Raw genomic sequence first — 17,815 nt, forward strand, 5'->3', positions numbered from 1 at the left:
ATGACTACAGTTTATAAAAGTGTTTTTTATGACGGACAGTCTTCTGTTCCTAAAACAATCGACTTATTTTTTGATTCAAATAAAGGTCAATTTACTTTTCAAATTGAACCTACAAGTGTGATAAACGAAGAAGAAAAATCTTTGCCTGCACAAACCGAAACTTTCACTTGGTTAATTAGTAAGATTGTTTTTGAACAGAGAAGTACCGCTTTGTTTTTACAACATGGTGAAGACCCAATCCAAACCATTAAAATAACCGATACTAGCCTGATTGCAGCAATTAATCAATTCAGAAAAGCATCGGGACAACTAAGCTGGTATCAAACGCTTTTACAAAAACCACTGAAGTTTCATGTCTTTTTAGCCTTGTTTTTATTAGCAATCATTGGACTATCTTATGTATACATGTTACCTTGGGTAGCCGAAAAATCTGTTGTGTTGATTCCTGAAAGTTATGACGATACTTTGGGAGAAACTTTTGTTGACGAAAATTCTCTTTTTGGATACAACCAAGTCGAAAAATCTAAAATATTGAATGATTTTGCTGCGAGTTTACAACTCAACAACAAAAAGAAATTGAAGTTTAAAGTCATAGATTCAGATATTATGAATGCCTATGCGTTACCTGATGGAACAATAGTGGTCTACACTGGTATTTTGAAAGAAATGAAAAGTTATGACGAATTAGTTGGTTTGATAGGTCATGAAGTCGCCCATGTAAACAATCGCCATTCTATGAAAATGTTATGCAGAAACTTATCTGGTTACCTTTTCATTTCGACTGTTTTAGGTGATGTAAATGGAGTAATGGCTGTTTTAGGAGATAATGTAAACACTCTACAATCTCTGTCTTTCTCAAGAGAGTTTGAGCGAGAAGCAGATGAAGATGGTTTTGCAATTGTGACCAAGAATAAAGTTAATCCTAAAGGAATGGTTACTTTATTTCAGCGATTAGAAAAAGAACACAATATAGAAATGCCTGAATTTTTGAGTACACATCCTGTGACAAAGGATAGAATTCAAACCATTAAAATGATGATTGATTCTAATAATCACAACATTCAAGAAAACATAACATTGAAAATACTTTTTGAAAAACTTCAAAAGTAAAAATGAAAAAGCCGCTTAGTAAAATTATAAACTAAGCGGTTTTTTTATAATAAACATGGTGCGAAGCACCTCGAAATTTTTTTTTTATTGACAAGCAATTTTATTCACTCTATTTTGATGTCTTCCGCCTTCAAAATCAGTAGTTAAAAAGGTTTCAACAATTTCAACAGCTTGTTGAATAGAAGTAAAACGTGCTGGAATACTAAGAACATTAGCATCATTGTGCAAACGGGTCAAATAAGCTATTTCTTTGGTCCAACAAAGACCAGCTCTTACTCCTGCATGTTTATTTACGGTCATTGCTATTCCATTTCCACTTCCACAAATCACTATTCCAAAATCAGCTTTACCTTGTTCTACGTCGTTAGCAACAGGATGCCCAAAATCGGGATAATCTACTGAAGCGTCAGTATCAGTACCATAATTGGTAACCTGATAACCTTTTGATTCTAAATAGTGAACAATTGCTTTTTTATAATCTGGTCCTGCGTGATCGTTTCCGATAGAAATTTTCATTAGTCAATATATTAAGTTGTGAGTGTGCAAATTTAACCAAACAAATTGAGTTATAACTATAAATTTTACTTTTAGATAAGCCTATTAATTGATGACTTTTACAGTCAAAAAAGCTTAAAATTAAACTTTCTGTTAACTCACTATAAACGAATATTTTGATCGTTTTCCACAATTTTGATATTTATATAAAATACTAAAAATCAATTCATTTACGATATGTTAAATGTTAATTTTTTGAAGTGTTAATAGTAAAACGTAATTACTTGATATTCAGTTAACTTTAAATTAACATAAAATGTTAATAAGTTCGGAAAGAAAATTAGAAGTTTTTTTAGTTCATATCTAAAAAAAATATAATCCAAAATAGGAATGAAAAAAACAAAAAAAGTTTGGCTAATTTTTGGAATAGTTATCAATAGAATGAAGAAGTTTATCAACACATTTTTTTAAAAAACTTATCTACAATTTTATTTTATTTTCTGTTATTAACCGTTGTTAATTAAAAATAAAAAAGAGCTAAAAATAAACCTTTTACATATTAAAAACAGTGTTAATAACTCCAAATAAAAAAACAAAACTTCGTATTTTAACTTTTATAAAAAAAATTATTCGCATTATTAACACACTATAATAACCATTAAAAAATATTTAAATTTTAAATTTTCTTTTTTATTATTTTAATGAATGTTGACAACTTTGAATTTTGAAAAAATAGGGTAGGAGCTGTTAGACAATTTTCAAATGGTTATTAAGATTGTCTAAAATGGTTTGAACGGTTTCAAAATCGTTGGGATGTACTTTGAGTTTGATTCCGCCAAGTGCGTGAGTATAAAAAGGAGCTACCGAGAGTGTGATTTCGTTTTCAAAGAAAAAAGGGATTTTTTCTAGCTCTAAAATGTGTTTTAAAACCACTATTTCATGTGGATAAGTAAAGACTGCTATAGTTTTAAAATCTTCCATGAGGGTTGTTTTTATAAAGATAAAAAAATTATTTTAAGTTATATTTTATTTAAAACTAAAGCACATGCACTATTTACCGTTAACTATTTTGTAATTTTAGACTTTATAAGAAAAGATATATGCGTAAAAGATTAAGAAAGCCAATCAAAAAAGAGAAAGATTTTAGTGATAAGATTTTAAAAATATTGGCTCAAAATCCTAATAAAGGGTTTAACTACAAACAAATAGGAGCAAAGCTCGAATTAGATGATACTCAAAGTAGAAATCAAATCATTAAGGATTTAAAACTTTTGGCTGCTGCCAAAAAAATTATAGAAACCGAACCAGGAAAATATCTTGTAAAAGCTATAAGCCAAGATTATTACGAAGGAACCATCGATATGACAGGTCGTAAAACGGCTTATTTTATTTGTCCTGATTTTGAAGAAGATATTTTTATTCCAACCAATAATCTGAATAGAGCTTTAGACAAAGACAAAGTAAAGGTCTATGTTTATAATCGAAGAAAAGGAAAACGTCCTGAAGGTGAAGTTATTGAAGTAGTCGAAAGAGCCAAAACTGATTTTGTGGGGGTAATTGACATTCAAAAGAATTTTGCCTTTGTATCGACTGCCAATCCAAAAATGTATACCGATATTTTTATTCCAAAGGATAAAATAGGGGAGGCAGAACACGGAGATGTTGTTCTGGTTCATATCGAAGATTGGCCTAAAAGAGCCGATAGTCCCTTTGGTAGAGTAGAAAAAGTATTAGGAAAACCTGGAGAACACGATACCGAAATTCACGCTATTTTGGCCGAGTACGGTTTGCCAGCAGAATTTCCTATAGAAGTTGAAACTTTTGCCCAAAAAATTGATACTAGTATTCAAGAAAGTGAAATTGCGAAACGTCGTGATATGCGAGATACGCTCACTTTTACCATAGACCCAAAAGATGCCAAAGATTTTGATGATGCCTTGTCTTTCAAAAAATTAGACAATGGAAATTTCGAAATTGGGGTTCATATTGCCGATGTTTCGTTTTATTTAGAAGAAGGAACCATACTTGATGATGAAGCCTATCAACGAGCCACTTCGGTGTATTTGGTAGATCGGGTAGTACCTATGTTACCAGAGGTTTTATCTAATTTTGCTTGTTCGTTGCGACCTCAGGAAGAGAAATATACGTTTTCGGCTATTTTTGAATTGGATGCCAAAGCCAAAGTAATCAACCAATGGTTTGGAAGAACGGTTATTTATTCAGACCAACGATTTGCGTATGAAGAAGCACAATACATCATCGAAACCAAAGACAACACGATTCCAATAGCAACTTCAATCACTGGAAGTAGTTATGTTGTTGCCGATGAGATTGTTGAAGCTACGCTTAAATTGGATGAGTTAGCCAAAATTTTAAGAAGAAATAGAATGAATGAAGGGGCTATTTCTTTTGATAAAGTCGAAGTAAAATTCAATTTAGATCAAGAAGGAGAACCTGAAGGCGTTTACTTTAAAATTGCCAAAGATGCGAATCATTTGATTGAAGAATTCATGCTTTTGGCTAACAGAAAAGTAGCGGAATTTATTGGAAAACAAAAGAAAACGTTTGTTTACAGAATCCACGATGAACCCAATGAGGATAAGCTAATCGCCATGCAAAATGTGATTGCAAAATTTGGATACAAAATTGATTTTAGAAACAAAGGCGATATTTCCAAATCATTGAATGCATTGATGCAAGAAGTGAGTGGTAAAAAAGAACAAAATTTAATCGATACATTAGCCATTCGTTCTATGAGTAAAGCTAAGTATTCAACAGAGAATATTGGACATTATGGACTAGCTTTCGATTATTATTCTCATTTTACTTCACCCATTCGCAGGTATCCAGATGTCATGGTGCATCGTTTATTACAATATTATCTCGATGGAGGAAAATCAGTAGATGAAGAAACCTATGAAACCAAATGTTTGCATTCTTCGACTATGGAAGGTTTAGCCACCAATGCAGAACGTGATTCTATCAAATACATGCAGGTGAAATACATGCAAAATCATGAAGATCAAGAGTTTTTGGGTGTAATTTCGGGAGTAACCGAGTGGGGAATTTATGTAGAAATCATCGAGAATAAATGCGAAGGAATGGTAAGAATTCGCGATATAAAAGAAGATTATTATACTTTTGACGAAAAACAATACGCTTTGGTAGGAGCGACTTCGCATGATTTATTGCAATTAGGAGACGAAATTTATGTAAAAGTTAAGAACGCTGATTTGGTTAAAAAACAATTGGATTTTAATTTTATCAGAAGAAATAATTAAAAAATTAGTAAATATGAAAAAGATAGTAGTTGTTCTTACCTTGCTTTTAACGAGCTATTTACAAGCACAAGTTACCAAGAATTTAGGTGATTTTGATAGTGTAAAAGTATTTGATCAATTAACCGTTAAGTTGATTCCTTCTGATGAAAATAAAGTAAGTATAACCGGAACAAGAGCAAATGAAGTTGAAGTAATCAATAAAAATGGTGAAGTAAAATTACGCATGCCTTTCCCAAAATTATTAGCTGGAAATGATATCAAAATCCAATTGTATTTCAAGAGAATAGAAAGTATTGATGCTAGCGAAGGCAGTTATGTGTCTAGCGATTTGCCATTCAAACAAACCGTTTTATCAGTCAATGCAAAAGAAGGAGCACAAATAAAAGTAGAATTTGATACCGAAAAAGCAACAATTAGAGCAGTTTCTGGAGGTATTTTAGACTTGACAGGCAAAACCAACATTCAAACGATTACGATTGCTTCTGGTGGCGTTTTAGAAGCTAGGGATTTAATCAGTTCTCAAACTACTGTAAACGTTTCTGCGGGAGGAAAAGCCGAAATACATGCTACAACCTTAGTGGATGCAAAAGTGAAGGCTGGAGGCTCTATTTACATTTATGGAAAACCCAAACAAATCAATCAAGAAACCATTCTTGGTGGAACTATAATTGAAAAGTAGTACTTAGTCATTAGCACTAGTTTTATTATTCACGAAATAAACGTTTTAAAATTTATAATGATTAATGATATTTTAGCTGGAATTCCTTGGGGAATTTTTTTAAGTTTTATGATTGGCCCAGTGTTCTTTATTTTACTAGAAACTAGTATTAGTAAAGGATTTAGAGCCGCAATGGTTTTTGATTTAGGTGTTATTTTTGGTGATATTGTCTTTATTTCTATCGCTTATTTAGGAAGTTATCGTTTGATAACTAGTCTTAAAGACGAACCTTCTTTATTTATTTTTGGTGGAATTGTGATGTTGGCTTATGGCATAATTTCTTTTATCAAATTGCGAAATACCGAGAAATCTCCAGAAGAAATTTTACAAGATGAACTTCTTAAAAAGAACTACGGCAGTTTATTTATGAAAGGCTTTTTTCTGAATATAATCAATATTGGTGTGTTGGGTTTTTGGTTAGCCGTTATCATTTCCGTTGGTCCAAAAATGGACATGCAAACTTCTAGAATGCTTACTTTTTTTACATCGGTTATCCTTTCTTATTTGTTAATTGATTGTATTAAAATTGTTTTAGCTAAAAAATTAAAATCAAAAATGACACCTACTAACATTCATAAAATTAAAAAAGGAATTGCTGTAGTTTTAATGATTTTTGGAATTGTTTTAATAGCACAAGGTGTTTTTCCAGGTAAAAAAGAAATGGTAAAAAATGCTTTAGAAAAGATAGAGTAGGAGCCATTTCTACTCAAAAATGATATAAAAGCTTCTGAATTTCAGAAGCTTTTTTTGTGTAAGACTACACTTTATTTAGTCTTCTATACTATCATATTTTTTAAAACAATGAGTAACTAATCAGGTATTTTTTTGATATTAATTGCCTCCAACTTTAGTTGGAAAAATGAAAAATGAAATTTTTAAAGGCTTTAGCCAAAATTTGTTGCTTTTATTTGGCTAAAGCCAATACAATCAAATCCCATCATAACTCCAGCTAAAGCTGGAGGCAATTGAAAGTAAGACAAGCTGAGTAGTTACAATAATGATAAAAAAAGAGATACATTTATGCATCTCTTTTGAGTCATCGTACGGATTCGAACCTTTCTTTATCTAATTTTTCTTAAAAATTATTCATAAAAAAACCTCCAAGTTTGCTTCGCCAATTCACTTTGTTCGTGTCCTTGAAGATATTAAAGTCATCGTCCGGATTCGAACCTTTTCTTTATTTTATTTTTCTTAAAAATTAATCATAAAAAAAACCTCCAAGTTTGCTTCGCCAATTCACTTTGTTCGTGTCCTTTATGGCCTTAAAGTCATCGTCCGGATTCGAACGCTTTCTTTATCTAATTTTTTATAAAAATTTACCATAAAAACACCTCCAACTTTCCATGAAAGCATTAAAGTCATCGTCCAGATTCGAACCTTTCTTTATCTAATTTTTCTTAAAAATTAACCATAAAAAAACTCCAAGTATCTTTAAAAGTTATAGAGTCATCGTCCGGATTCGAACGCTTTCTTTATCTAATTTTTCTTAAAAATTAACCATAAAAACACCTCCAACTTTCCATGAAAGCATTAAAGTCATCGTTTGGATTCGTACCTTTTCTTTATCTAATTTTTTATAAAAATTAACCATAAAAAAAACCTCCAACTTTCGATGAAAGCATTAAAGTCATCGTTTGGATTCGAACCTTTTCTTTATTTAATTTTTCTTAAAAATTAATCATAAAAAAAACCTCCAAGTTTCCTTGAAGGTTTCAGAGGCATCGTCCGGATTCGAACCGGAGTAGGAGCTTTTGCAGAGCCCAGCCTAGCCGCTCGGCCACGACGCCATTGTTTAAACGGATTGCAAATGTAATACAAAAATTCCAAAAAGCAAATTTCAAATTCTAAATAAAAAGAGAATGCTTTTTTCTTACACTCTTTAATTATTCTCTTGTTTTACTCATAACAATGGTAACCGCTTCTACATCACCACCAATAGGAGGATTTATTTTTGAAACTTCAACCTCAATTTTTGTAATAGTTGGAGCTTCATTCATAGCACGAACAATGATTCTATGAGCTACATTTTCTAATAATTCTGCTCTAATTGCCATTTCTTCCACCACAATTCTGTTCAATAATACATAATCTACGGTATCATTTAATTTGTCTGATAGCGCAGATTGTGTTAAATCGGTTTCAATTTCTAAATCTACTCGGTAATCTGAACCTATTTTTGATTCTTCAATCAGACAACCATGATATGAAAAGGTGCGTATATTTTTTAGTTTAATTTTGCCCATTATTTGATGAAATAAAGTATTTTTTTCTTGCGTTAAAAGTACAAATTCTTTTGTTTTTTTAATGGAATAAATAAATAAAGAACCCTATTGTACCTAGATTCCTCAACAATTTTGATAACTTTGCCGTTCAAATTTCAATATAATGGCTGCAGAAGAAAAATCACTTCATTTTATAGAACAAATCATTGAAGATAGTATTGCTAATGGTTTTCCTAAAGAGCAATTACGCTTCCGTTTTCCACCTGAACCTAATGGATATTTACACATTGGTCATGCCAAATCTATTTGCCTCAATTTTGGTTTAGGTTTAAAATATAATGCACCAGTTAATCTTCGATTTGATGATACGAATCCTGCAAAAGAAGAGCAAGAATACGTTGATGCTATTAAAGAAGATGTAAAATGGTTAGGTTTTAATTGGTCGGAAGAATTGTATTCTTCTGATTATTTTCAGCAATTGTATGATTGGGCTATTCTTTTGATTAAGAAAGGAAAAGCTTATGTAGATAGCCAAACTTCAGAAGAAATGGCTGCTCAAAAAGGAACGCCTACACAGCCTGGTGTTGATGGACCTTATAGAAATCGTACTATAGAAGAAAATCTTCAGTTATTTGAAGGCATGAAAAATGGTGATTTTCCAGAAGGAAGCCATGTTTTGAGAGCCAAAATAGATATGGCTTCTACTAATATGTTGATGCGTGATCCATTGATGTACAGAATTTTACATCGTCATCATCATCGTACAGGTAATGACTGGAATATTTACCCTATGTATGATTATGCTCATGGTGAAAGCGATTATTTGGAACAAATTTCTCACTCTATTTGTACTTTAGAATTTGTAATGCATCGCGAATTGTATGATTGGTTTTTGGATCAAATTTATGATACAAATAAAGTTAGACCACATCAATATGAATTTGCTCGTTTGAACTTGAATTATACCGTTATGAGCAAACGAAAATTATTACAATTGGTTCAAGATAAAGTAGTTAATGGTTGGGATGATCCAAGAATGCCTACTATTTCTGGTTTACGTAGAAGAGGGTATACCGCTGCTTCTATTCGTAAATTTTGTGAAACTATTGGTGTTGCTAAGCGAGAAAATATAATTGATATATCTTTATTAGACTTTTGTTTACGAGAAGATTTGAACAAGAAAGCACCTAGAGTTATGGCTGTTTTGGATCCTGTTAAATTGGTCATTACTAATTATCCAGAAGACAAAGTAGAGTGGTTAGACGCCGAAAATAATCAAGAAGATGAAACTGCTGGTTTTAGAAAAGTGCCTTTTTCACGTGAATTATACATTGAAAAAGAAGATTTTCTTGAAGTAGCTCCAGCCAAATTTTTCAGATTGAGTATTGGTAATGAAGTACGCTTAAAAAACGGTTATATCATTAAAGGTGAGTCTGTTGTAAAGAATTCTGACGGTTCGATTAAAGAAATTCATGTTACTTATGATACAGATTCTTTGAGTGGAAGTGGGAGTGAAGCAAGCAAACGTAAAGTAGCTGGAACGCTTCATTGGGTTGCAATCAATCATGCTATTGAAGCTGAAGTTCGTTTGTATGATCGTTTATTTATAGATGAGGCTCCAGATAGTCATAAAGAAAAAAGTTTCTTGGAGTTTGTGAATCCATCTTCTTTGCAAATTGTTACTGGTTTTGTTGAACCAAGTTTACAAGAAGCAATTTCTGGTTCGCATTATCAGTTCCAACGCTTGGGGTATTTTACAGTCGATAAAGATACAACGGATTCAAAATTAGTATTTAACAAGACTGTAGGTCTTAAAGATGCTTGGGAAGAGAAAGATAAAAAAGAAGCAAATCTTTTAATTAATACTCAAAAAGAGATCAATAAATATGTTAAAGAAAAAGATGCAAATGTTGCTTCTGTTTTACTAACATCAATTATTGGTAATATCGAAAGTATCGATAATTATAGTCTATTGACGCAAACGGTTAGCAAGAATATTAAGAATGACAATAATGCTTTATTATTTTCAAATTTGATTTTAAAATATTCTGGTAAAATTTCATTCAGAGATATCGATGCTGATATTTTACAAAAACTATATACGATGTCATTAAAAAGTCAGTCAGTATTAGTTAGAGCAATAGTTCTTGAAAATTTACAAAATGATACTTTACATTTTGATCAATATCAAGATTTGATTTAATTTTCACTATCAATTTTATTTATGAAAAGCATCCTTGATAGGATGCTTTTTTATTATTATAATTATCTATTATTTTTATTTTATCTATTATTTTTTATTATTAAAAATGACTTTCATAAATTAATTCTAAGACATTTTTTTTATTTTTATGACTCTATTTATATCTTTTGTTTTTTAGTTTAAATATGAGCTTTATTTTAATTTTATTCATCTTTTGTATTAGTTTTTGATGTTATTAACTTTGATTTGTTAATAAAGTAGTATCTTTATAAATAGTAATCAATAAATTTCAAGTATCATGTCAAGTAACACAGGAAATACCATTTTAGCACTTTTAACAGGAGCTGCTATTGGAGCAGTAATTGGAATTTTATTTGCTCCAGATAAAGGATCAAACACAAGACGAAAAATTCGTGAGGGTGTTGATGAAGCTAAAGATAATTTAAATGAAAAATTTTCTGAAGTTTCTGAAAAATTAGTTGAAAAGGCTTTTTTAACAAAAGACAATTTCGATGAAAATTTTGAAAATTTTGTTTCTAATGCAAGTCATAAAACAGAAGAGCTAATTACCTTACTAGAAGAAAAGTTAGCTGCTTTAAAATTGAAGAATGCTAAATTTCAAAAATAATTTTTTCTATTATGGCATTAGACGAACTTAAAGAAAAGACTGAAGATATTCAAGAACAATTTCAAGCTTATATTGAAAGTAATGCGGCTTACTATAAACTTTGGGGCTTCAAAGTAACGATGAAGTCCACAACGATGATTCTGAAGTTTTCTTTGATACTTCTTTGTTTTTCAATGGTTTTGTTATTTTGTTCAATTGCAGCCGCTTTAGCTATTGGTAAGTATTTAGATAGTAATGCTTTAGGTTTCTTAACTGTTGGTTCTTTTTATCTTTTACTTACTTTTGGTTTGTTTATGATCAAAGATAAAATTGTTGAAGGACCAATTTTAGAGAAGTTTTCAGAAATCTTTTTTAACGATTAAATTATGGAGCCAAAAAAATATTCTTCTTATGCAGAGATTGATCGTGATTTAGAAATTTTGAAATTGGAAAAAGAAATACAGTATCAAAAACTCGTTCTAAGTTTTCAAAAAACGAAAGAAAGTTTTGAACCTCAAAATATTATCAATAGTTATCTAGGTTCTTTTAAATCAACTATTTCAAATAATTACGTTCAAATCATACAAACAGCCCTTCCTTACATTATTGGTTGGTTCATTAACAGAAAAAGAGGCAATTAAGCCTCTTTTTTGTTTATACTTCTTCTGAATTTGTTTCTTGAGTTTCTTCAGGTGGTTGCGGTTTCACAATTTCTTTTGGTTTAACGCGTTCCGTTTTTTTCATCATTTGTCCTACTTGACTCGAAGCAGAGAAGGAAGCAATCATATTATTCAACATATCGCTTCCTGCTTGTGGAGAGTTTGGTAATAGTATTAAGTTCGAATTGGCATCTGCTCCAATGGCTTGCAACGTATCATAGTGTTGTGTAACAACAATTAAAGATGATGCTTCTTGCGAATTAATACCTACATTATTCAAAACTTCGACACTTTCTACCAGTCCTCGTGCAATTTCTCTTCTTTGATCTGCTATACCTTGTCCTTGCAATTTTTTGCTTTCTGCTTCTGCTTTTGCTTTAGCCACAATTCGTATTCTTTGTGCTTCTGATTCAAATTCTGCTGCTGTTTTTTCTCTATCAGCAGCATTAATTCTGTTCATTGCATTTTTTACCTGAATATCAGGATCAATATCAGTTACTAAAGTGTTGATAATATCGTATCCGTAAGTAGTCATGGCTTCGTTCAATTCTCTTTTTACTGCAATGGCAATATCATCTTTTCTTACGAAAACATCGTCTAGTATCAATTTTGGTACTTCTGCACGAACTACATCAAACACATAAGCTGTAATTTGATCGTGTGGAAATTCTAGTTTATAAAATGCTTCATAGACCTTATCTTGAATTACTTTGAACTGTACCGAAACTTTCATTTTGATAAAAACGTTATCCTTTGTTTTGGTTTCAATCAATACATCTAATTGTTGAATTCTAAGATTTACTCTTCCTGCAACTCGGTCTATAATTGGAATTTTGAGTTGTAAACCTGAGTTTCTAATGCTTGTAAATTTCCCAAAACGTTCAATAACTACTGCTGTTTGTTGTTTCACAGTAAAGAATGAAGACAATAAAATTAATAATCCGAAGACTAGTAACACAATTAAAATAGGATTCATGATTCTTTTTTTAAGATTAGTTACTGTTTATACGTAAGAATACTTTTAATGTTACAAAAAAAAATAGCTCTCCATTTGGAGAGCTATTTTTTACAAAGTCGTAATTGCTTTTTGTATTCTTTTAATTGTTTCCTCTTTTCCAATAAGTTCTACAATGTCGAATAGGTGAGGACCTTTTAATGCACCAACTAGACTTAGTCGGAAAGGTTGCATAATTTTGCCCATTCCAATTTCATTTTCAGTCATCCAACTTTTTACAATTGTTTCGATTGAATTGGATGTGAAATCTGTGATATATTCCAAGATTTTTATTAATTCAAGCATTAATCCAGGAGTTTCTTCTTTCCAATTTTTAGCTGCTTTTTCGTCATATTGGGTAGGGGCTTCAAAAAAGAAATTGCTTAACTCCCAAAATTCATTTACGAAATGAGCTCTTTCTTTGATTAAAGAAACAATTTTTGCTAATTTTTCAGGATTTAACTCTTCTATTTTACCTGTTTTTTCAGCTACTATGAGTTTAAATTGTTTGGCTAATTCTTCATCTGATTTATGTATTAAATATTGATGATTGAACCATTTGTTTTTCTCTGGATCAAATTTAGCACCAGCTTTATGTACTCTTTTTAAATCAAATGTTTGAGCTAATTCCTCTAAACTAAATAATTCTTTTTCGGTTCCATCATTCCATCCTAATAAAGCCAAAAAGTTTACAACAGCTTCCGGGAAAAATCCTTTTTCTCTGTATCCTGATGAAATTCCTTCTTCCGTTTTCCATTCTAATGGAAATACTGGAAATCCCATTTTATCACCATCTCTTTTAGATAATTTACCATTTCCAATTGGTTTTAGGATTAATGGTAAATGTGCAAATTCTGGAGCATCCCAACCAAAGGCTCGATATAACATAACGTGTAATGGCATTGATGGTAGCCATTCTTCACCTCTAATTACATGTGACGTTTCCATTAAATGATCATCAACAATGTTTGCTAAATGATACGTTGGCATTCCATCACTTTTAAAAAGTACTTTATCGTCTAATAAGCTAGTTTCAAATTTTACATCCCCGCGAATAATATCTTTTAGATGTAATGTTTCATTTACAGGCGTTTTAAAACGTATAACAAAATCTTCTTTGTTAGTTATTCTTTTTGCTGTTTCTTCTTTTGATAGTACTAGAGATGTATCTAGTTTTTCACGAATAGTATGATTGTATATAAATGTTTTACCTTCAGCTTCGTACTGTTTTCTTATGGTATCTAATGCTTCTGCAGTATCAAATGCATAATAGGCGTTACCTGTTGCTATTAATTGATCAGCATATTGTTTGTATAGTTCTTTTCTTTCGCTTTGTCTGTAGGGTCCAAATTTTTCATTTTTTCCAACGGTTTCTTCTGGCGCAATTCCTAACCATTCAAGTGCTTCCATTATATATTCTTCAGCACCTTCAACAAAACGTGTTTGATCTGTATCTTCTATTCTTAAATAGAATGTTCCCTTATTTTTTTTTGCAAATAAGTAGTTAAAAAGGGCAGTTCTTACCCCACCTATATGTAATGGTCCCGTTGGACTTGGTGCAAACCGCACGCGTACTGGTTTTGACATTTTCTCAATTTTTTTTTGCAAATATACGATTTTAGTCTCCTTTATGGTTTTACTGGTGTTGCTAACCAAGCTTTTCATTCTTTTTTTAATTTTTTAAATCATATAAAATCGTACTTTTATAGGTTATATCATCAATTTTATTCATTGTGAATACATCGACAATCATATATCAGAAATTAGAAGCTTTTGTAAAGAAATTTTATACTAATGAGCTATTACGTGGAACGTTATTATTCATTGGTTTTGGTCTCTTATATTTCTTATTTACTCTTTTTATTGAGTATTTTTTATGGTTGCAACCAGCGGCTAGAACTTTTTTGTTTTGGACTTTTATTCTTGTTGAATTTTATTTACTGACTCGTTTTATTGCCTTTCCAATCTTTAAACTTTTTAAGTTAAAAGAAGGTATTTCTTACCTTGAAGCATCCAAGATTATTGGTAGTCATTTTCCAGAAGTGAGTGATAAGTTGCTTAATTTTCTTCAATTATCACAAAATTCAGATGCTAATTCAGATGCTAATTCAGAACTTTTGTATGCATCCATTGAACAAAAATCTCAAAATTTAGCACCCATACCTTTTGGAAGAGCCATTAATTTTGGTGAAAACAAGCGGTATTTGCCTATTGCATTAATTCCACTAGTTTTTCTTTTACTTTTTTTTATTTCTGGTAATAGTAGCATTATTTCTCAAAGCTTAAATCGTGTTATTCATTATAAGGCATCTTTTGTAAAACCAGCACCATTTAGTTTGGTAATAGAGAACCCTAGCTTAGTTGTACAGCAGAATACAGATTTTGTTTTAAAAGTTAAAGCTGTAGGAACTGTATTACCTGAAAACATACTTGTTTTCATTGGTGATGAAAGTTATTTTATGGAAAATATGGGTTCTGGTGTATTTCAATATAAAATTCCATCACCATCTGAGTCTGTTGTCTTTCATTTAGAGGCCAATTCTGTCGTTTCACAAGATTATGAGTTGAATGTAGTTAGTGTTCCATCAATCTCTAGTTTTGAAATGCAACTTACTTTTCCAAGTTATTTAAAAAGGAAAACCGAAGTAATCAAGGGTACTGGCAATGCTGTTATTCCTGAAGGGACTGTTGTTCGTTGGAAAATTTTTGGTTCTTCTATAGAATCTATACTTTATAATTCAGGTCAAGTTGCTACACAGTTTCTTACTGTTGATAATGCTTTTGTTTTATCTAAAAAAATTAATCAAAATACAGATTATCAAGTAATTACATCTAATAAAAATCTAAAAAATTTTGAAAAACTACAGTACCAGTTAGCTATTATTAAAGATCAATATCCTTCTATTGATGTTGTACCAGCACCTGATAGTCTAAAGGTTGATAAAAGTTTCTTTTTGGGAAAAATTGCTGATGATTATGGTTTTTCCAAACTTCAAATAGTTTACTATGAAAAAGGCAAACCTACTACTGCCAAACGTGGAACATTAAATACTAATGCTGGTGTTTTCGATCAATTTGTATTTTCTTTCCCAGGTAATTTAAAAGTTAATGCTGGTGTTTCATACGATTTTTATTTTGAAATTTTTGATAATGATATTCTTCACAGTTTTAAAAGTTCTCGTTCCTCTGTTTTTACAAGTCGTTTAAATACAGAAATTGAACAACAGGATGCGTTGATTGAAAATCAAAATTCTAATTTGAATAGTTTAGCAAAAACGCTAAAGAATCAGTCTAAACAGTTTTCTGATATTGATAAGTTAAATAAATCTGATAAAGAGAAGAAAGATCTAGAGTTTAAGGACCAACAAATGATAAATGATTTCATCAAAAAACAACAAGCACAAGATCAATTGATGAAATCTTTTTCTGAAAAAATTAAAGAAAATCTTAATCATGATAAAAAGGATATTAATGATAAGACAAAAGAGTCTCTTGAAAAACGATTAGATAAAGTTACGGATGCTTTAGATAAGAATAAAAAGTTATTAGATGAATTAAAAGACTTGAATGATAAACTCAATAAGGAAGAACTGCAAGATAAATTACAGCAATTTAAACAATCTAGTAAAAATCAAGTTAAGACTTTAGAACAGTTAGTTGAATTAACTAAACGTTATTATGTTGATAAAAAGGCTAATCAATTGGCTGAAAAATTAGAGAAATTATCAGACGAACAAAAAAAATTATCTGAAGAACAAAGTGAAAATTCTCTTAAAGATCAAGATAAAATTAATGATGAATTTAAATCCATAGAAGAACAATTGAAGGAATTGACTAAAGATAATAATTCTTTAAAGTCTCCAATGGATCTGCCTAATACTAAAGAGTTAGAAAAAAACATTCAAAATGACCTGAATGATGCCAAGGAACAGTTAAGTAAAAAGAATCCATCCAAAGCAAAAGATTCTCAAAAGAAAGCTGCTCAGAATTTAAAGAAAATGAGTCAATCCCTTAAACAAGCTATGGAAGCTGTTGAGCAGGAACAATTGCAAGAAGATGTTAAAATGCTACGTCAAGTTCTTGATAATTTGTTAGCCTTTTCTAATTCTCAGGAAGATGTTATGAAGCAATTTAAAGCCACCAAAGTTGGTTCTGCTACTTATAACAAGTATCTAAAAACGCAACAAACGTTAAAGACACAATTCAAGCACGTGGATGATTCTTTATTTGCAATGTCTTTACGTAATACTAAAATAGCTGAAGATGTAACGAAAGAAATTGGTAACGTTCAGTATAATCTTGACAATGCTATTGATAAACTTGGAAATGGGGTTGTTTCTAAGGGAATTTCTCATCAACAATATGGTATAGCTTCAGCAAATAAACTTGCAGATTTTCTGAGTGAAATTCTCCATAATATGCAAATGGATCTTTCTGGTATGAGTAATGGAAATCCAAAACCTGGACAAGGCAAAGGTATGCAGCTTCCTGATATTATTTCCAAACAAAAAGGTCTAGGTGAAAAAATGAAGCAACAAATGAAGGGTGAGGGTAAGCCTGGTGAAGGTAACCCTAAACCTTCTTCCAGTGGTAATAATGCTAAGCAAGGGCAAGAGGGTACTAGCGGTGAAGGTGATGCGAAAGCTGTGTTAGAAATTTATAGAGAACAAAAACAACTTCGTGATGCTTTGCAAAATGAATTGAATAAAAACGGAATGAATGGAGCCGGGCAAAATGCTTTAGAACAAATGAAACTGATAGAAAAGCAATTATTGAATAAAGGATTTAAGAATGAAGTGTTACAACGCATCCTAAATCTTAACCACGAATTACTTAAACTTGATAATGCTTTACAACAACAGGGTCAAGATACAAAACGTCAATCTGAAACTAATCTTAATTCTTTTTCTAACCCTGCTAAACAGTTGCCCGCTAACTTACTTCAATATATAAATAGTATAGAAATATTAAACAGACAATCACTACCTTTGCGCTCCAATTTTAACCAAAAGGTTCAAGAATATTTTAATAAGAATGATTGATTTTAATTACGAATTAGATTTTACTTTAGATAATGAAGCTTTATATGCTTCGTGGCTTTCAAATGTCATAGCTTCGGAGAACAAAAAGTTTGGGGAAATTAATTACATTTTTTGTGATGATGATTATTTACTTGCTATCAATAAAGAGTATTTGAATCATGATACACTAACGGATATTATTAGTTTTGATTATTCAGTTGGTAATGAGTTAAACGGTGATATTTTTATTTCTATAGAAAGAGTTAGAGATAATGCTAATGATTTTAATGTTTCATTTAATGAAGAATTGAAACGCGTTATGGTACACGGTGTTTTACACTACTGTGGTTATAAAGACAAATCAGAAGAAGATGAATTATTAATGCGTCAAAAAGAAGACGAAAAAATCAAACTGTTTCACGTGGAACGGTAATTAGTTATAAATTTATTTTGTTTCACGTGAAACAAAATTTAAATACATTTTATATATGTTCCACGTGAAACC

Annotated in this window: 15 protein-coding genes and 1 tRNA gene; 10 read left to right on the forward strand and 6 right to left on the reverse strand. The window is 30.8% G+C overall.

Annotation, left to right across the window (positions count from 1 at the left end; all coding sequences use genetic code 11):
* On the forward strand, positions 1 to 1,110 hold the full coding sequence (locus ACZ1AQ_RS08250) for a M48 family metallopeptidase (RefSeq protein WP_489632442.1): 1,110 nt from the start codon (positions 1 to 3) through the stop codon (positions 1,108 to 1,110).
* A gap of 84 nt (positions 1,111 to 1,194) precedes the next feature.
* Here ACZ1AQ_RS08250 and rpiB read toward each other — a convergent pair whose 3' ends face one another.
* Together rpiB and ACZ1AQ_RS08260 are read right to left on the reverse strand one after the other, a co-directional pair.
* A complete protein-coding gene (rpiB, locus tag ACZ1AQ_RS08255; protein WP_489632443.1) occupies positions 1,195 to 1,626 on the reverse strand; it encodes a ribose 5-phosphate isomerase B in 432 nt (143 codons plus the stop codon).
* A 726-nt stretch (positions 1,627 to 2,352) separates the two neighbouring features.
* Positions 2,353 to 2,586 carry a DUF2007 domain-containing protein gene (locus ACZ1AQ_RS08260; RefSeq protein WP_489632444.1) on the reverse strand — a complete coding sequence of 78 codons (234 nt, stop codon included), beginning with the start codon at positions 2,584 to 2,586 and terminating at the stop codon, positions 2,353 to 2,355.
* A 119-nt stretch (positions 2,587 to 2,705) separates the two neighbouring features.
* Here ACZ1AQ_RS08260 and rnr point away from each other — a divergent pair, with 119 nt between their 5' ends.
* From rnr to ACZ1AQ_RS08275, 3 genes are read left to right on the forward strand one after another with little or no spacing between them, the layout of a single operon-like run.
* On the forward strand, positions 2,706 to 4,886 hold the full coding sequence (rnr, locus tag ACZ1AQ_RS08265; protein ID WP_489632445.1) for a ribonuclease R: 2,181 nt from the start codon (positions 2,706 to 2,708) through the stop codon (positions 4,884 to 4,886).
* A gap of 13 nt (positions 4,887 to 4,899) precedes the next feature.
* A complete protein-coding gene (locus ACZ1AQ_RS08270) occupies positions 4,900 to 5,565 on the forward strand; it encodes a head GIN domain-containing protein (RefSeq protein ID WP_489632446.1) in 666 nt (221 codons plus the stop codon).
* A gap of 57 nt (positions 5,566 to 5,622) precedes the next feature.
* Positions 5,623 to 6,297, forward strand: coding sequence for a LysE family translocator (locus ACZ1AQ_RS08275; RefSeq protein WP_489632447.1), 675 nt, complete (start codon positions 5,623 to 5,625; stop codon positions 6,295 to 6,297).
* A gap of 1,023 nt (positions 6,298 to 7,320) precedes the next feature.
* On the opposite strand, the gene ACZ1AQ_RS08280 is transcribed toward ACZ1AQ_RS08275, so the two are convergent.
* Together ACZ1AQ_RS08280 and folB are read right to left on the reverse strand one after the other, a co-directional pair.
* Positions 7,321 to 7,391, reverse strand: a tRNA-Cys gene (locus tag ACZ1AQ_RS08280).
* Positions 7,392 to 7,487: 96 nt separating this feature from the next.
* Complete coding sequence (gene folB, locus ACZ1AQ_RS08285; RefSeq protein WP_489632448.1) at positions 7,488 to 7,847, reverse strand: dihydroneopterin aldolase; 360 nt, start codon at positions 7,845 to 7,847, stop codon at positions 7,488 to 7,490.
* Between the two features lie 142 nt (positions 7,848 to 7,989).
* Between folB and ACZ1AQ_RS08290 the strand changes: the two genes are divergently transcribed.
* From ACZ1AQ_RS08290 to ACZ1AQ_RS08305, 4 genes are all read left to right on the forward strand, one after another.
* The gene (locus tag ACZ1AQ_RS08290) at positions 7,990 to 10,029 is read left to right on the forward strand and encodes a glutamine--tRNA ligase/YqeY domain fusion protein (RefSeq protein ID WP_489632449.1); all 2,040 of its coding nucleotides are present in this window, start codon (positions 7,990 to 7,992) and stop codon (positions 10,027 to 10,029) included.
* 298 nt (positions 10,030 to 10,327) lie between these two features.
* The gene (locus ACZ1AQ_RS08295) at positions 10,328 to 10,657 is read left to right on the forward strand and encodes a YtxH domain-containing protein (RefSeq protein WP_489632450.1); all 330 of its coding nucleotides are present in this window, start codon (positions 10,328 to 10,330) and stop codon (positions 10,655 to 10,657) included.
* 11 nt (positions 10,658 to 10,668) lie between these two features.
* Positions 10,669 to 11,019 (forward strand): competence protein, encoded by a 351-nt coding sequence (locus ACZ1AQ_RS08300; protein WP_489632451.1) that lies wholly within the window; start codon positions 10,669 to 10,671, stop codon positions 11,017 to 11,019.
* Positions 11,020 to 11,022: 3 nt separating this feature from the next.
* Positions 11,023 to 11,277 carry a DUF6327 family protein gene (locus ACZ1AQ_RS08305; RefSeq protein WP_489632452.1) on the forward strand — a complete coding sequence of 85 codons (255 nt, stop codon included), beginning with the start codon at positions 11,023 to 11,025 and terminating at the stop codon, positions 11,275 to 11,277.
* Between the two features lie 13 nt (positions 11,278 to 11,290).
* Here the strand turns inward: ACZ1AQ_RS08305 and ACZ1AQ_RS08310 are convergent, their stop codons facing one another.
* Both ACZ1AQ_RS08310 and gltX read right to left on the reverse strand, forming a co-directional pair.
* Positions 11,291 to 12,271 carry an SPFH domain-containing protein gene (locus ACZ1AQ_RS08310; RefSeq protein WP_489632453.1) on the reverse strand — a complete coding sequence of 327 codons (981 nt, stop codon included), beginning with the start codon at positions 12,269 to 12,271 and terminating at the stop codon, positions 11,291 to 11,293.
* 90 nt (positions 12,272 to 12,361) lie between these two features.
* Complete coding sequence (gene gltX / locus ACZ1AQ_RS08315) at positions 12,362 to 13,876, reverse strand: glutamate--tRNA ligase (protein WP_489632454.1); 1,515 nt, start codon at positions 13,874 to 13,876, stop codon at positions 12,362 to 12,364.
* Positions 13,877 to 14,022: 146 nt separating this feature from the next.
* Between gltX and ACZ1AQ_RS08320 the strand changes: the two genes are divergently transcribed.
* Positions 14,023 to 17,331: a hypothetical protein gene (locus tag ACZ1AQ_RS08320; protein ID WP_489632455.1), complete on the forward strand. Its 3,309-nt coding sequence runs from the start codon at positions 14,023 to 14,025 to the stop codon at positions 17,329 to 17,331.
* Positions 17,324 to 17,743: an rRNA maturation RNase YbeY gene (gene ybeY, locus ACZ1AQ_RS08325; protein ID WP_489632456.1), complete on the forward strand. Its 420-nt coding sequence runs from the start codon at positions 17,324 to 17,326 to the stop codon at positions 17,741 to 17,743. The genes ACZ1AQ_RS08320 and ybeY overlap by 8 nt, the downstream gene beginning before the upstream one ends.
* Positions 17,744 to 17,815 lie beyond the last annotated feature (72 nt).

This window comes from Flavobacterium sp. UM26, from assembly GCF_057922445.1.

What these genes read in the sequence shown, in the direction of transcription:
- ybeY (WP_489632456.1), top strand. Translation starts at nt 17,324, where the DNA reads ATGATTGATTTTAATTACGAATTAGATTTTACTTTAGATAATGAAGCT.
- ACZ1AQ_RS08290 (WP_489632449.1), top strand. Translation starts at nt 7,990, where the DNA reads ATGGCTGCAGAAGAAAAATCACTTCATTTTATAGAACAAATCATTGAA.
- ACZ1AQ_RS08300 (WP_489632451.1), top strand. Translation starts at nt 10,669, where the DNA reads ATGGCATTAGACGAACTTAAAGAAAAGACTGAAGATATTCAAGAACAA.
- folB (WP_489632448.1), bottom strand. Translation starts at nt 7,847, where the DNA reads ATGGGCAAAATTAAACTAAAAAATATACGCACCTTTTCATATCATGGT.
- ACZ1AQ_RS08260 (WP_489632444.1), bottom strand. Translation starts at nt 2,586, where the DNA reads ATGGAAGATTTTAAAACTATAGCAGTCTTTACTTATCCACATGAAATA.
- ACZ1AQ_RS08295 (WP_489632450.1), top strand. Translation starts at nt 10,328, where the DNA reads ATGTCAAGTAACACAGGAAATACCATTTTAGCACTTTTAACAGGAGCT.
- gltX (WP_489632454.1), bottom strand. Translation starts at nt 13,876, where the DNA reads ATGTCAAAACCAGTACGCGTGCGGTTTGCACCAAGTCCAACGGGACCA.
- ACZ1AQ_RS08250 (WP_489632442.1), top strand. Translation starts at nt 1, where the DNA reads ATGACTACAGTTTATAAAAGTGTTTTTTATGACGGACAGTCTTCTGTT.
- rpiB (WP_489632443.1), bottom strand. Translation starts at nt 1,626, where the DNA reads ATGAAAATTTCTATCGGAAACGATCACGCAGGACCAGATTATAAAAAA.
- ACZ1AQ_RS08270 (WP_489632446.1), top strand. Translation starts at nt 4,900, where the DNA reads ATGAAAAAGATAGTAGTTGTTCTTACCTTGCTTTTAACGAGCTATTTA.
- rnr (WP_489632445.1), top strand. Translation starts at nt 2,706, where the DNA reads ATGCGTAAAAGATTAAGAAAGCCAATCAAAAAAGAGAAAGATTTTAGT.
- ACZ1AQ_RS08275 (WP_489632447.1), top strand. Translation starts at nt 5,623, where the DNA reads ATGATTAATGATATTTTAGCTGGAATTCCTTGGGGAATTTTTTTAAGT.
- ACZ1AQ_RS08310 (WP_489632453.1), bottom strand. Translation starts at nt 12,271, where the DNA reads ATGAATCCTATTTTAATTGTGTTACTAGTCTTCGGATTATTAATTTTA.
- ACZ1AQ_RS08305 (WP_489632452.1), top strand. Translation starts at nt 11,023, where the DNA reads ATGGAGCCAAAAAAATATTCTTCTTATGCAGAGATTGATCGTGATTTA.